Source organism: Nakamurella antarctica (assembly GCF_003860405.1).
Classification (GTDB): Bacteria; Actinomycetota; Actinomycetes; order Mycobacteriales; family Nakamurellaceae; genus Nakamurella; species Nakamurella antarctica.
This window is the reverse complement of record NZ_CP034170.1, coordinates 1576831-1590306: the sequence shown is the minus strand read 5'-3', so window position 1 is coordinate 1590306 and position 13476 is coordinate 1576831. Positions and strand designations below refer to the sequence as shown.

Below are 13476 nucleotides of genomic sequence, written 5' to 3'. Positions count from 1 at the left end.
CGCGGTCAGTCCCGGAGTCAACGACGCTCCAGTGATCCAATCATGGCCGCGCGCCTTGGGGTGGACAAACCCCCACAATTCGAACCCGGAATCTAAAATTGTCAGCCCGCGACTAGCGCCACGACACCACGCCGCAAGGCTCCGACGGCATGTTTGCACGTGCTGGCCAGGGGTTCCGAGGCAACTGTGTGGATTTGATCCAGAAGATCTATCACTTGCCGACACCATCGAACGAAGTCGCCGGCGGGCAACTCGGCGCCACCATATGCGGCGACCGCCAGTGCCTCGGTGAGAGTACCGCCATCAGCCCACGTGTAGATGGCGCCAGCAAACCCGAAGTCCAACTCGCGGCTGGTTGCCAGCCCGCGGGCCGATTCCTCGCCCGTGATGCTTGCCCACAACTTCGACGTGGCCGCGAGCGCCTCCGCCGAAGCTGCCGTGGGCAGGTGCGATGGCGTGGTGAGGTCACGTCGCGCCTCGAAGACTAGTGCCGAAACCACGGCAGCTAGATCAGGGGCACCCAGGTGATCCCACAGCTGCTCCCGAAGGCATTCAGCCACCACCAGATCGCTCTCGGACCAGATCCGAGAAAGAACACGGCCAGCATCCGTAAGCCGATCCCCCGCCAGGTAGCCGCGGCTTCGGAGCAAGCCGAGGATCCGGGCAAGCGCCTCCCCTAGCGAGTCGCGTGCGCTGTCAACTTTTGCCGATAGCCCCGCATTCTCCGAGAAGAGATTGGCCCTGCGTCGCGCCCACTGCAGATGGCTATCCCTGTCTGCGCATCCATGTACCGGGTGCGCCCGCACGGCCCGGCGAAGTACGACCAGCTCCGCGTCCTCTCCGGCGCTGCGGCGAGGTTCACGTCGCGGCGCCGCAATTCCCTGGGCCAGAAGCGCCGCTGCCAACTCCCGTCGGACACCAGGAGAGGCGTGCTCCACATGTTTCGGCAGACGCAGCCTGCCCAGGATAGGAACCGGTCCGCTAAAATCCGCACTGGCCAGCCGGCCCGCCCATGTGCCCTCCGTAAGAACCAGTGGCCTCGAGCTACCGTCAGCAGCCACCATGGGGTCGAGGATGACCGCTAGGCCGGAGCGCTTGCCGCCCCTAATTGCGATGATGTCGCCGCGCCGAAGTGCGGCGAGGTCGGTCTGTGTCTGTTCGCGTCGCCGAGCGCCACCGCCCTTGGCTAGCTCCTTCTCCCGCGCGGCGAGGTCGTTGATGAGAGAGAAATATTCCTCAGTGTTGCCCAGGTGACATTCCATCGACACCGCGTGCGCCGCAATGTTTTCGACATTGCGCGTCACTTGTCGGGCCATGCCGACCACGGTTGCATTGGACTGGAACTGCGCGAACGAGAGCTCAAGCAGTTGACGCGCTCGTTGCTGGCCGAGACGGTCAGTTAGATTAACCGCCATGTTGTAACTGGGTCGGAATGACGACCGCAACGGATAGAGCCGTTTGGAGGCCAGACCTGCCACGGCGCGCGGATCCATCCCCGGAGCCCAGAGCACCACGGCGTGGCCTTCCACGTCGATACCGCGCCTGCCCGCGCGGCCGGTGAGTTGCGTGTATTCCCCCGCAGTCAAATCGACGTGGCCCTCGCCGTTGTACTTGGTCAACTTTTCTAACACGACGGTGCGCGCAGGCATGTTGATCCCGAGGGCCAGGGTTTCGGTGGCAAAGACAGTTTTGATCAGGCCCGCCACGAAGAGTTCTTCGACTGTTTCTTTAAACACCGGCAGCATCCCGGCATGGTGGGCGGCGATTCCGCGTTCCAGCGCTTCCCGCCATTCCCAGTAACCCAACACCGCGAGGTCTGCCTCGGGAAGGTCAACACTGCGACGGTCGATGACCGCACGTATCCGCTCTCGCTGAGCCTGGGTAGTGAGCCGCATTCCGGATTTCACACATTGCTCCACCGCGGCCTCGCAGCCCGCACGTGAAAAAATAAAGGTGATGGCGGGCAAAAGACCAGCACCGTCAAGCTTTTCGATGACGTCAACGCGGGCTGGCGGGCGGAAGTGGGTGCCGCGATTTCCGCTCACCGATCCGCGAGCGGTTCCCCGTTGGCTACGGGAGTCCCCGCCCCAGCGACTAAACCGAGCCTCGGCGTCCGCCGCGGCCTTTGCCAGGGCCGGGTCGATGCGGGCATATGCCTGTGGGCGTCCCTCGTCCCGGCCGTCCTCGCTAGAGATGGCCTTACCGAAGAGGTCGAACATTCGGCGGCCCACCATCATGTGTTGCCACAGCGGCACGGGCCGGTGCTCGTCAACGACAACGGTCGTGTGCCCGCGGACTTCCTGTAACCAGGCCCCAAATTCTTCCGCGTTGCTAACGGTGGCGGACAGGCCCACCAATTGCACACTGGCGTCCAGGTGCAGGATCACTTCTTCCCACACGGCCCCGCGGAACTTATCGGCGAGGTAATGAATTTCGTCCATCACCACCGACGTCAAATCGTCCAGATCCACCGAGTCCGCGTACAGCATGTTGCGCAACACCTCGGTGGTCATCACGACGACAGGTGCGTGCGGGTTGATCGACGAGTCCCCGGTCAGCAACCCCACCGACGACGCACCGTACCGCGCCACCAGATCCGCGTACTTCTGGTTGGACAGGGCCTTTATCGGGGTGGTGTAGAAACACTTCCCCCCTCGAGTTAGAGCTCGGTGTACTGCAAATTCGCCGACAACGGTCTTACCCGCACCAGTGGGCGCACACACTAAAACGCCTCGTCCGTCCTCGAGTGCGCGGCATCCCTGATCTTGAAATGCATCCAGCTCGAACGGCAGTTCAGCGACGAACGAAGCCAGATCTGGATACTTGGCCCGCTCCCGCGAGGCCAGATAGCGCTCTGCCGGCGACGAGTTGTCTTCAGATCCGTTACTCACAATTACCAGCGTCCCATACTGCCCAGCGGTACCCGCGCCGCCGGACTACTCTTCGGCGACCGGGTCCGGCGAAGCCTCGTCATCGCCCAGTCCTTCGAAGCCCCCGGAACCGACTTTTCGTCGTTTGCGTTTGTCGGAGAACTTGGCGAATTGGAGGCTCACTTCGTACAACAACGTGAGCGAGAGAGCCAGCGCCAACATGGTGATCGGATCGTTTCCGGGGACCACCAGCGCGGCGAGGACGAAGAGCCCAAAGATCGCATACCGGCGCCACTTCGCCAGCTGCGCACCGGAGATCACACCCACCAGATTGAGCGCGATCAAAAACAACGGAAGCTCAAACGAAAGCCCGAAAACTATCAGCAACGTCATGAGGAAGGAGTAGTACTGATCGGCTTCCAAGGCGGAGATAACTGCGTCGCCACCGAATCCTAGGAGCACCTTCAATGCCTGCGGGATGACGAGGTAGGCCATCACCGCCCCCACCGAGAACAACACCACAGCTGCGCTCACAAAAGTCAACGCGTACTTGCGTTCCTTGCTATACAGCGCGGGCGTCACGAACGCCCAAATCTGATAAAGCCACCCAGGGCTTGAAAACACCAGCCCGGCCATCAGCGCGGCCTTCAACTGAAGCTGCAAGCCGGAAAACGGCCCCAGGGCCAACAGGTCACAGCCCCCAGTGGATCCATAGGCTTTGGGGACGTCGGCGGCGCAGTACGGTTCGATCAGTAGACGGCCCAATGATGAGATCCCCCATGCGGGTACACCGTTGTTGAACCAGATAAATCCGACCACTACTCCCAGAAAAATAGCCAGTGCCGCCCAAAACATTCGACGGCGCAGCTCGTAGAGGTGCTCCATTAGCGACATGCTGCCGTCGGCCGCTCGCTCAGCGGACTTCCGGCGAAAAAGGGGCACGCGCACTCCTGTGTTGGTGGGGATATTTAAAACTTTACGCGGGCACTGGGAGTACGGACGCCCACTGAGCGGTCATCAATCTGTGGGAAGTTCGGATTCGGTGGCGACGTGAGAGTGGTGATAGGCAGTTAATGCTTGGGCAGCCAGCTCTTCCACCCGTTCGGCCAAGTCGGGACGATCCACGATCACAGCGGCGCCGCCCAACGAGAGCACCAACCGCACCAACCACGCATCGCCCGCCGGGCGCATTCGAACCCGTAGCGCGCCGGCGCCCGAATCTTGGCTCACCAGTTCGACTTGGTAGTACTCAGCTACCCAGTGCGCACGCGGGTACAACACCAAGGTGATCGGTGCGACGGACAGATCCGGATGAAACATTTGTGGTGGCACCTCGGCATCCATCCAGAGCGGCTCCTGGCTGGGTTCGGCGAGGACCTTCGCTTCCTCGATCCGATCAACACGGAAATGCCGCACCGCATTGACCCGATGGCAGTATGCCTCGAGGTAGGAATGACCATCGGTAACCAGGACACGAAACGGGTCGACCGTCCGTTCCGTCACCGCATCGCGCGAGGCGGTGTAGTACTTGATCCAGAGCTGGCGCCCCGAGTCAAGCGCCTCCCGCACCGTACCGAGAGCTGCTGCGGGAGAAGCTGCTTCGACCTGCAGAGACGCCTGCGCACCCGCCCCGATAAGCTCCAGCTTTGCCAGCGCCGAATACACCGAGTCGGCGTCAACTAAACCGGGTAGCGACGCAAACGAGCGGAGCGCCACCGTCAACGCGACCGCTTCGTCCCGAGTGAGCCGCACCGGCCGTTCCAACCCCGCGTCGAATGCAATGGACACTGTTCCGCCGTCCTCATCCAAGACGACGTCAATCAGGTCGTCCGGGTAGTAGCCCGGCAAGCCGCAGACCATCAACAGGTCCAGGTCCTTCGTGATTTGTGCATCGTTGACCCCGAATTCGGCGGCAAGGTCGCTGATGCTCACGCCGGGTCGCCGGCTGATGTAAGGGACCATCGCCAAGACCCTTGCGAGGCGGTCAGTCGCAGTTTCGCTCACGCCGGCACCCCGCCTCTGGCGCCTCGGAGCAGCGTGACCACCGCGTCAATCAATTCCGGTGGAGACTCCACCACCGCGTGTGGCCCCAGACCAGCGAGGGAACGAGCGGTGTCCCACAGGTGGTCCATGTGAATGTGCACGCGGTCGAAATCTGGGTAGTCCGGATCTGCAGGAAGCAACTGTGCCTTGCGACGCAGACCTGCCGCCGCATCTGTTGCTAACCGAACGGTGGCCATTCGAACCGGCTCCGGTGTCGTCGAGTTCATCACGATAGCGAGGAGGTCAAGGTTTGGCGGGACCGTGACCGTGCCCGCAGCGCCGACGGCCTTCACCGGACCGGCGATTCGGGACAGCCGGAAGGTGCGTTGCCCCCCGCGCTCAGGGTCGAACCCGACCACGTACCACCGACCCTTCCAGCTGACCAGCCCCCATGGTCGAAGGTGTCTTATCACGGGAGCGTCAGTGCTGCCCTTCCGATACTCGAACTCAACGGCGCGCCGGGCTTGGACCGCCGCATACAGTGGCGCAAACGCCGGGTCGGATGTTCTCACTCTGGGCTGCAGGAGCGTGATGGAATCGGCGACTGCCAAATCTCCGGCCGCATCTCCCGCGCCCGCGTCCACAAGTTTTCGCAGCGCGCCCGAACCAGCCTCAGCCAGGACAGTCGTTTCCCACAGCCGTCCGGCCAGGCCCAAAGCTGCCATCTCTGCTGGAGTAAACGACACCTCGGGGAGCGCGAACTCACCGGGCGGGATGCGATAAGCCCCCGCATCGTTGGTCTGCAGCGGTATCCCTAAATCGCGCAGTTCGCCTTTGTCCCGCTCAAACATCCGGAAGAATGCCTCTTCCGCAGCCGCCGAGTCGACCCGGTCGTACCCGTCGACATGCGCACGGATCCAGGAGACATCTCGATACTTGTCGCCGTTGAGGAGTGCAATCACGAGATTAAGGAGTCGCTCAGCTTTGGTTTTTGCCATTAAATGGACTCAATGAGCTTGTCCACACGCTCGTCGACACACTTAAAGGGGTCTTTCAAAAGCACCGTACGTTGTGCCTGATCGTTGAGTTTGAGGTGCACCCAGTCGACCGTGTAGTCGCGCCCGGCGTCCTGAGCCGCCGCGACAAATTCACCGCGTAGCTTTGCCCGTGTTGTTTGTGGCGCCACGGTTGTCGCTTCGAGGATTTGCGCCTCGGTGACCACTGTTGCGGCCTGTCCCCTGGCCTCCAGCAGCGAATACAACCCTCGACCCGGGCGAACGTCGTGGTAGGTGAGGTCAATTTGCGCAACCCGAGGGCTGGTCAGGTCCAGGTTATTCTTGGCCATGTACCGATCAATCAGCTTCTTTTTGATAATCCAATCGATTTCGGTATCGACCGCAGAAAAGTTATTGCTCTCGATGGCACGCAGGGTGCGGCCCCACAGATCCAGAACTCTCTCGCTGATCGGATCGCTACCACGCTTCGCGACAAAGGCAACGGCGCGGTTGTAATAGTCGCTCTGCGCGTCGAAAGCGTTGATCTCCCCGCCGCGGGCAAGTTTGACGAGTCGCCGACCGGTCAAGTCGTTAGAGATCTCCCTAATGGCCCTGATCGGGTTTTCGAACGTGAAGTCGCGCAGTGGCACTCCCGCCTCGATCATTTCCAGCACCAACGCTGCCGCCCCGACCTTGAGCAAGGTCGTGGTCTGACTCATATTCGAATCACCCACGATGACATGCAAGCGCCTGAAGCGTTCGGCGTCAGCGTGGGGTTCGTCGCGCGTATTAATGATCGGCCGCGACCTGGTAGTGGCGCTGGATACGCCCTCCCAGATGTGCTCCGCGCGCTGGGATAAGCAGTACGTTGCGCCACGGGGGGTCTGCAACACTTTGCCCGCGCCTGCCACGAGTTGTCGCGTCACCAAGAATGGGATCATCCCGTCGGAGATTCGCGAGAACTCACCCTGCCGTGAGATCAAAAAGTTCTCGTGGCAACCGTAGGAGTTCCCTGCCGAATCGGTGTTGTTCTTGAAGAGGTAGATGTCACCACCAACTCCCTCTTCGACCAACCGCTCCTCGGCATCGATAACCAGGTCGTGAAGGATCCGCTCGCCCGCTTTGTCGTGTGCGATCAACGTAAGAAGGTCGTCACATTCGGCCGTGGCGTACTCAGGGTGCGACCCAACATCGAGATACAGCCTCGAACCGTTGCGCAGGAACACATTTGATGATCGCCCCCAAGACACGACACGCCGGAAGAGGTACCTGGCCACCTCGTCGGGACTCAGCCTCCGCTGGCCCTTAAAGGTGCACGTGATGCCGAACTCTGTTTCGATTCCCATGATCCGCCGCTGCATACGTCACACCCTAGGCGGTGTGCCGTGTGATCGTGGGCAGGCGATAGTTGGATGCGTCACTTCAACTCGACGCGTCGGGTCGCACGGCCAATTTCGGGCCGACGCCGTGTGGCGTCGCGGACCTCACCGATCAACTGTTCGATAGCATCTTCCAACATCACCACGCCGCTGCGTTCAGCGGCAACAGGTGTACCCGTGCCAGCGATGGAAACCTGCGCGAGGTGCGCACCCGCACGCCGCATTTGGTCCAATGCCTTCCGCAGGTTGGTGTCCAGCGGAAGCACCGGCAGCGGCCGAATGAGGCTTTGTTCTATGGGCAAATCCCGCTCCGCGTCGTCAATGCTGACGACGTCCCGAATATGCAAATATCCGGTGTAACGGCCGTCATCAGCGCGAACCGGGAACCGGGAAAAACCCGTCCGAGCGCAGGCCAATTCGACGTCAGCGGCGCTGGCTCCCTCGGGCACCGACACCACCTGCGAATCTGGGACCACAATTCCGGCGATTTTGGCTTCGTCGAAATCCAAAGCACTGGTGAGCAGGAGGTGTTCTTCATCCCGCAGCAGCCCTTCCTCGCGGGATTCGGCGACAAGCCCCGCTACCTCCTCGCGTGTGAAGGCGGAGGCAACTTCGTCTCGCGGCTCGACGCCGAATTTCCGAACTACGGAGTTGGACACCTTATTGAGCACCCGCAAAACCGGTCCGAGAACTTTCACGATCATCCGCAGCGGTGGAGCCAAAAGCATTGCCACCGATTCCGGACTAGCGATTGCGATATTCTTTGGCACCATCTCGCCCAGCGCCACGTGTGCACCCACAACCAGCACTAATGCCACGGTGAGCGCCACCGGGTGCAACCAACCGGCGGGCACTCCCAAGGAGTCGAACAATGGCTCGAGTAACTTTGCGACGGCAGGCTCCCCCAGCGCGCCCAACAGCACCGCGCACAACGTAATCCCCAGCTGGGCGCAGGCCATCATTAAAGAAACGTCCTCCATCGCCTTCAGCGTCGATCGAGCGCGAGCGCTGCTGATGGCAAGCGGTTCAATGACGGACCGACGCGCTGAAATTAACGAAAATTCGGCCGCAACAAAGAAGGCACTGGCAAACAACAGCAAAATAACGAGCCCGACGAGGAGCCATTGGGTGGTCATCAGTCTTCCTCTGGTTCCACGCCGATGGCCGAGAGGGCAATGGCGTCGATTCGACGTTGGCTGTGGCGGATCACGTCCAAGCGGACGTGACCGGCTCGCGGGATGTCGTTGTCCAGATCGGGGAAGATTTCCTCGGCATCGGCAACATTGGCTCGGATCCCTAACGCCACGCCGTGCCGGACGGTCGCTTCCACCACCACATAGTCTCCGACACCGGCCATCCGCCCAAGCCTGGACATCACCAGGCCCGCAATGGTCTCGTATTCCCCAGCCTCCGGTAATTCCACCCCCGTCATATCTGCAACCTCATCCGGGCGCAAAGTCCCAGGTAGGAGCCAGGTTTTGTCCGGCCTACGCTCCCCGCGCTTTGCCTGCGAATCGTGTTCGTCGGTGATTTCACCCACCAGTTCCTCGACAACATCTTCGAGCGTCAGAACTCCGGCGGTACCGCCGTACTCGTCGGCGACGACAGCCATTTGATGGCCGCGGTCGCGCAGCAGATCCAAAAGCGCATCCAGCGGCATCGTTCCAGGAATTACCGGAACTTCCGACAGCAGCGCGGATACCGGGACTGTGCTGCGCTGCTCCCGCGGAATCGACAGCGCTTTTTTCAGATGAACCAGGCCCAACACGTCATCGGAATCCTCCCCGATGACGGGGAACCGGGAATGGCCGGTCTCGGCAGCGGCGGTGATGATCTCGGCAGCTGACTCGGTGGATTTGATGAACCGCACCCGAACTCGCGGGGTCAGCACCTCATCGGCAGTCTTACTGGAAAACGATATGGATCGGGCGAGCAACCCTGCAGTCGGACCCTCCAGGGTGCCCTGGGCAGCAGAACGCATCACCAAGGATGAGAGCTCCTCAGCGGATCGAGCCGATCGCAATTCTTCTTGAGGCTCGATCCCAAAGGCGCGCAGCACACCGTTCGCGATTCCGTTTAACACCCAAATGAACGGTCGAAAGATGATCGTCGAGAACCTGATCGGCCCGATCACCGATTTAGCGATAGCCATGGGCGTAGCAATCGCCAGGTTCTTCGGCACCAATTCGCCGAACACCATAGACAAGATATTGGCGAGAATCAGGGCAATGACGACGCCTGCGCCGTTGGCCGTCGCGGCGCCCAAACCAATGGCGGTCAATGGTCCCGCTAGCAGGGCCGCCACCGAGGGCTGCATGATGAAACCCAACGCCAGTGTGGTGGCGCTGATTCCGACTTGCGCGGTTGAGAGCTGAGTGGATAGCGTTTTCAGGCCGATAAGCAAGGATTTCGACCGGGGATCTCCCGCCGCGGCCTCACGGGTGACGGTGGCGCGGTCAACAGTAATCAAGCTGAATTCGGCGGCCACATACAACGCGGTCAATAGGATGAGCACCAGACCAACGCCGAGCAACACCCACTGGGTGATCATGCTCAGACTCCAAAAATGGTCATAAAAATTACGGCGCGACGCTCAGTTGAGCGCCGCTGAAGGTTGGTGCACTGTCCTAAGTTACCAAACAATCGCATCAGTCAGCTTTCGGCAGCAGGTAAATCTACCGACTCAACATCATCGGTGGCCATCGGTTCCGCTTCGGAATCGGTGTCGACTGCGGGCATCAACCCCTCGAGCTCGGCATCAACTACCCGCCGGAAGGTGCGCCCGCTCCGACTCCGATCCAGGATCGCGACCTCCAACTGCGCGGCTGAAAGCTTTCGGGGCGCAGCGTCGCCGCCCGCGCCCAGTGCGGCGACGGCTGACCGGAGCGCTACCTGAAGAGTCCACCCAGCAACGAATGTCTCCTTGAGCGCAGCCGTCACAGGCTCGGTGGCTCCTCCCATCACCACAAAAGTCGTTTCATCGGCGATTGAACCGTCGTAGCTCAGCAAGTAGAGCTGATCCTTCTGCGGCGTTCCGGGGAGCCCCACCTCCGCCACGCACAGTCCTACCTCGTAGGGCTTCTGGTGCTCGGAAAAGATGGATCCAAGCGTTTGCGCGTACGCGTTGGCAAGCCACCTGCCCGTCACATCACGCCTGTCGTAGGAATACCCACGCACGTCAGCCAGCCGAATTCCAGCGGTGCGTAGGTTCTCGAACTCGTTGTATCTGCCCACAGCCGCGAAGCCGAGCCGATCGTAAATCTCACTCACTTTATGCAAGCTAGGCGAATGGTTTTCAGCGACAAACAGCACGCCACCCGCATAGGTTGTGACGACGACGCTGCGTCCGCGGGCAATGCCCTTGCGAGCAAAGTCGGACCTGTCCCGCATGAGCTGCTCAGGTGAGGCGTAGATCGGCATTGACACGGTGGCTGTGCGCTTTCATTCGGTGGAGTAGGAACTGCGGATCGTATTTCTCGCCGCGGATGTGTGTCGACTAGCGGCAAAACATCTTCAGCCGCCTGGATTCTGTTGCCGACCAGCCACTACCTCTTGAGCCACGAGAGCAACCTGGGCTGAGGGTAACTTTTCTGCGCCCCGTGCACCCACGACGACAACTATCGGATAGATGCGGCGGTTGATGTCTGGCCCGCCAGTTGCCGAGTCGTCGTCTGCTGCGTCGTACAGTGCTTCTACCGCAGCTTTTACCGCTGTTCGCTGATCAGCATCGCGTTGGTGGCGCTTCTTCAGTGCTGATTTCGCGAAAACGGAACCCGACCCCACAGCGTGGTAATCGTGCTCCTCGTATTTACCGCCTACGACGTCGTAGGCGAAGATCCGGCCGGCGCTCTTCGCCTCTTCGGGATCCAAGATGGTCGCTGCCGCCCGATCTACGTCAAAACCAGCGAAAAGCGGCACCACCGCCAGGCCCTGCATAGCTGCGCCCAGATTGCCCCGAATCATGGTTGCAAGACGGTTTGCTTTACCGTCCAACGACAACGAAACGCCCTCGATTTTCTCGTAATGTTCCAACTCGAGTTGGAACAAACGAACCATTTCTACCGCTATCCCGGCGGTTCCGGCGATTCCAATGGCCGAGAAGTTGTCGGCGATAAATACTTTTTCTATGTCTCGCTGGGCGATCATCGAGCCCATGGTGGCCCGCCGGTCGCCGGCGATCACAACGCCGTCAGCGAAAGTCACAGCAACGATGGTCGTGCCGTGAACGGACTCGGTGAGGTGCGCTGTCCCGGCGGTCACTCCATCCTTGTGCTGCTGTCCGCCCGGAAGCAAGCGTGGCTCAGCCAATGCCAGGAATTCCGTGAAGGAGCCCGTGCCCGGAGTCAGGTACGCGGCGGGAACGGCGGAGGCCGGCCACGAAGATGTCACTGTCCACCCTTTTGGACATAGGCACGCACAAAATCTTCGGCGTTGACTTCCAGCACGTCGTCGATTTCATCCAAAATGTCATCTGTTTCGGCTGCCAGCTTCTCGCGCCGTTCTTGACCGGATGATTCGAGCGCCGGGCTCTCGTCGTCGTCCCCGCCGCCGCCCTGCCTGGTGGTTTGTTCCTGTGCCATGTGAGCCTCCGCGATATCGGGCTGGAAATCTGATTTGACGTAACTCTGACATTACCCAGTCGCCGAGACGGTGTCCCGACTAGCGATGATGGGTCACTGGCACCTGCTAACGGCGCGTGAGCGCATCGACGAGATCGACCGCATCGTCGCAACTGTCGAGCAGAGCTCCCACATGAGCCTTCGTCCCCCTGGTCGGCTCCAGCGTGGGAATCCTGACCAGCGACTCGCGGCCAACGTCGAAAATCACCGAATCCCATGATGCTGCAGCCAACCTGTCCGGATACTTGGCCACGCAACGCCCCCGGAAATACGCCCGGGTGTCCTCCGGTGGCTCTGTCATTGCCCGACGTACCTGCTCCTCCGTCACGAGCCGCTGCATGGACCCACGTGAGACGAGACGGTTGTACAGGCCTTTACCGAGGCGGACATCTGAATATTGCAGGTCGACCATGGCCAACCGAGGCGCCGCCCAGCCAAGCCCGTCTCTGGACCGGAACCCCTCCAGGAGGCGCAGCTTCGCGGGCCAGTCGAGCTCGTTGGCGAGATCCATCGGGTCGTGCGCGAGGCGATCAAGAACATCGATCCATCTGTTCAGCACGTCTACGGTTTGGTCGTCGGCGTCAGCGCCCCAGCGGTCGGCGACAAATGCCGCGGCCGCTTCAGCATAGGAACGTTGGATGTCGACACCCGTCATCTGGCGGCCGTCCGCAAGCTCCACCGTTGATGTGAGCGAGGGATCGTGGGAGATGTGATGCACCGCTGACACGGGGTTGGCCAGCGCGACTTCGGGTAGCTGCCAACCATGCTCGATCATCGAGAGCACCAGCGCCGTCGTGCCCACCTTCAAGTAGGTCGAGATTTCGGCGAGATTCGCGTCACCGATAATCACGTGCAGGCGCCGATATTTCTCGGCGTCGGCGTGCGGCTCATCTCTGGTGTTGATCAGCCCGCGCTTCAGCGTTGTTTCGAGGCCCACTTCCACTTCAATGTAGTCGGCGCGTTGGGAGAGCTGGAAGCCTGCGTGCTTGCCCTGCGCTCCAATTCCTACCCGCCCGCTGCCGGCGAAGACTTGACGACTTGCGAAAAACGGCAGAAGCCCGGAAACAATTGACGGAAAGGGAGTTTCCCGCAGGCACAGATAGTTCTCGTGAGTTCCGTAGGATGCCCCTTTGCCGTCAACGTTATTTTTATACATATTGACGGCCAATGCTCCCGGCACACTGCCGGCAAGTTCGGCGGCGACTTCCATGACACGTTCGCCTGCTTTGTCAAAAATCACTGCGTCGAGCGGATTGGTTACTTCGGGTGCCGAGAATTCTGGGTGCGCGTGGTCCACGTAAAGACGCGCGCCGTTGGAAAGAATAACGTTAGAGGCCCCAATATCGTCCAGGTCGGGTGCGCCCCGGCCAAACACGCTCGACATGTCATACCCGCGGGCATCCCGAGCGGGCGACTCTGGCTCATAATCCCATCGGGGCTTACGAGCCCGAGGAGCCGCCACGGACGCAGCGTAGGCCAGGACGACGTGGGTGGAGGAGACCACCGGATTTACGTTCGGATCCCCTGGGACCGAAATTCCATACTCAACTTCAGTTCCCATAATGCGACGCACAGTCATGCTGACAACCTATCGTTGCGTTTTGACAACCTCGCTGGTCATCTCGATTCA

Annotated in this window: 11 protein-coding genes; all 11 read right to left on the bottom strand. The window is 60.9% G+C overall.

Annotation, left to right across the window (positions count from 1 at the left end):
* Nucleotides 1-101: 101 nt before the first annotated feature.
* The 11 genes from EH165_RS06960 to dop all read right to left on the bottom strand — a co-directional run bounded on the left by EH165_RS06960 (nt 102) and on the right by dop (nt 13419).
* Nucleotides 102-2891 carry a DEAD/DEAH box helicase gene (locus tag EH165_RS06960; RefSeq protein ID WP_124798772.1) on the bottom strand — a complete coding sequence of 930 codons (2790 nt, stop codon included), beginning with the start codon at nt 2889-2891 and terminating at the stop codon, nt 102-104.
* Between the two features lie 45 nt (nt 2892-2936).
* Nucleotides 2937-3812 (bottom strand): twin-arginine translocase subunit TatC, encoded by an 876-nt coding sequence (gene tatC / locus EH165_RS06955; protein ID WP_239020751.1) that lies wholly within the window; start codon nt 3810-3812, stop codon nt 2937-2939.
* 75 nt (nt 3813-3887) lie between these two features.
* Nucleotides 3888-4874, bottom strand: a complete 987-nt coding sequence (locus tag EH165_RS06950; RefSeq protein ID WP_206426149.1) for a helix-turn-helix transcriptional regulator — start codon at nt 4872-4874, stop codon at nt 3888-3890.
* Nucleotides 4871-5851 carry a helix-turn-helix transcriptional regulator gene (locus tag EH165_RS06945; protein WP_124798770.1) on the bottom strand — a complete coding sequence of 327 codons (981 nt, stop codon included), beginning with the start codon at nt 5849-5851 and terminating at the stop codon, nt 4871-4873. Before EH165_RS06945 ends, EH165_RS06950 begins: the two co-directional genes overlap by 4 nt.
* Entirely contained in the window at nt 5851-7209 is a 1359-nt protein-coding gene (gene pafA, locus EH165_RS06940; protein ID WP_124798768.1) for a Pup--protein ligase, read from the bottom strand. The genes EH165_RS06945 and pafA overlap by 1 nt, the downstream gene beginning before the upstream one ends.
* A gap of 56 nt (nt 7210-7265) precedes the next feature.
* A complete protein-coding gene (locus EH165_RS06935; protein WP_124798766.1) occupies nt 7266-8363 on the bottom strand; it encodes a hemolysin family protein in 1098 nt (365 codons plus the stop codon).
* Nucleotides 8363-9778: a hemolysin family protein gene (locus EH165_RS06930; protein ID WP_124798764.1), complete on the bottom strand. Its 1416-nt coding sequence runs from the start codon at nt 9776-9778 to the stop codon at nt 8363-8365. Before EH165_RS06930 ends, EH165_RS06935 begins: the two co-directional genes overlap by 1 nt.
* A gap of 101 nt (nt 9779-9879) precedes the next feature.
* Nucleotides 9880-10653, bottom strand: a complete 774-nt coding sequence (gene prcA / locus EH165_RS06925) for a proteasome subunit alpha (RefSeq protein WP_124798762.1) — start codon at nt 10651-10653, stop codon at nt 9880-9882.
* A gap of 87 nt (nt 10654-10740) precedes the next feature.
* The gene (prcB, locus tag EH165_RS06920) at nt 10741-11616 is read right to left on the bottom strand and encodes a proteasome subunit beta (RefSeq protein ID WP_124798760.1); all 876 of its coding nucleotides are present in this window, start codon (nt 11614-11616) and stop codon (nt 10741-10743) included.
* Complete coding sequence (locus EH165_RS06915; protein ID WP_124798758.1) at nt 11613-11807, bottom strand: ubiquitin-like protein Pup; 195 nt, start codon at nt 11805-11807, stop codon at nt 11613-11615. The genes prcB and EH165_RS06915 overlap by 4 nt, the downstream gene beginning before the upstream one ends.
* A gap of 106 nt (nt 11808-11913) precedes the next feature.
* Nucleotides 11914-13419, bottom strand: a complete 1506-nt coding sequence (dop, locus tag EH165_RS06910; protein ID WP_124800369.1) for a depupylase/deamidase Dop — start codon at nt 13417-13419, stop codon at nt 11914-11916.
* Nucleotides 13420-13476: the final 57 nt, after the last annotated feature.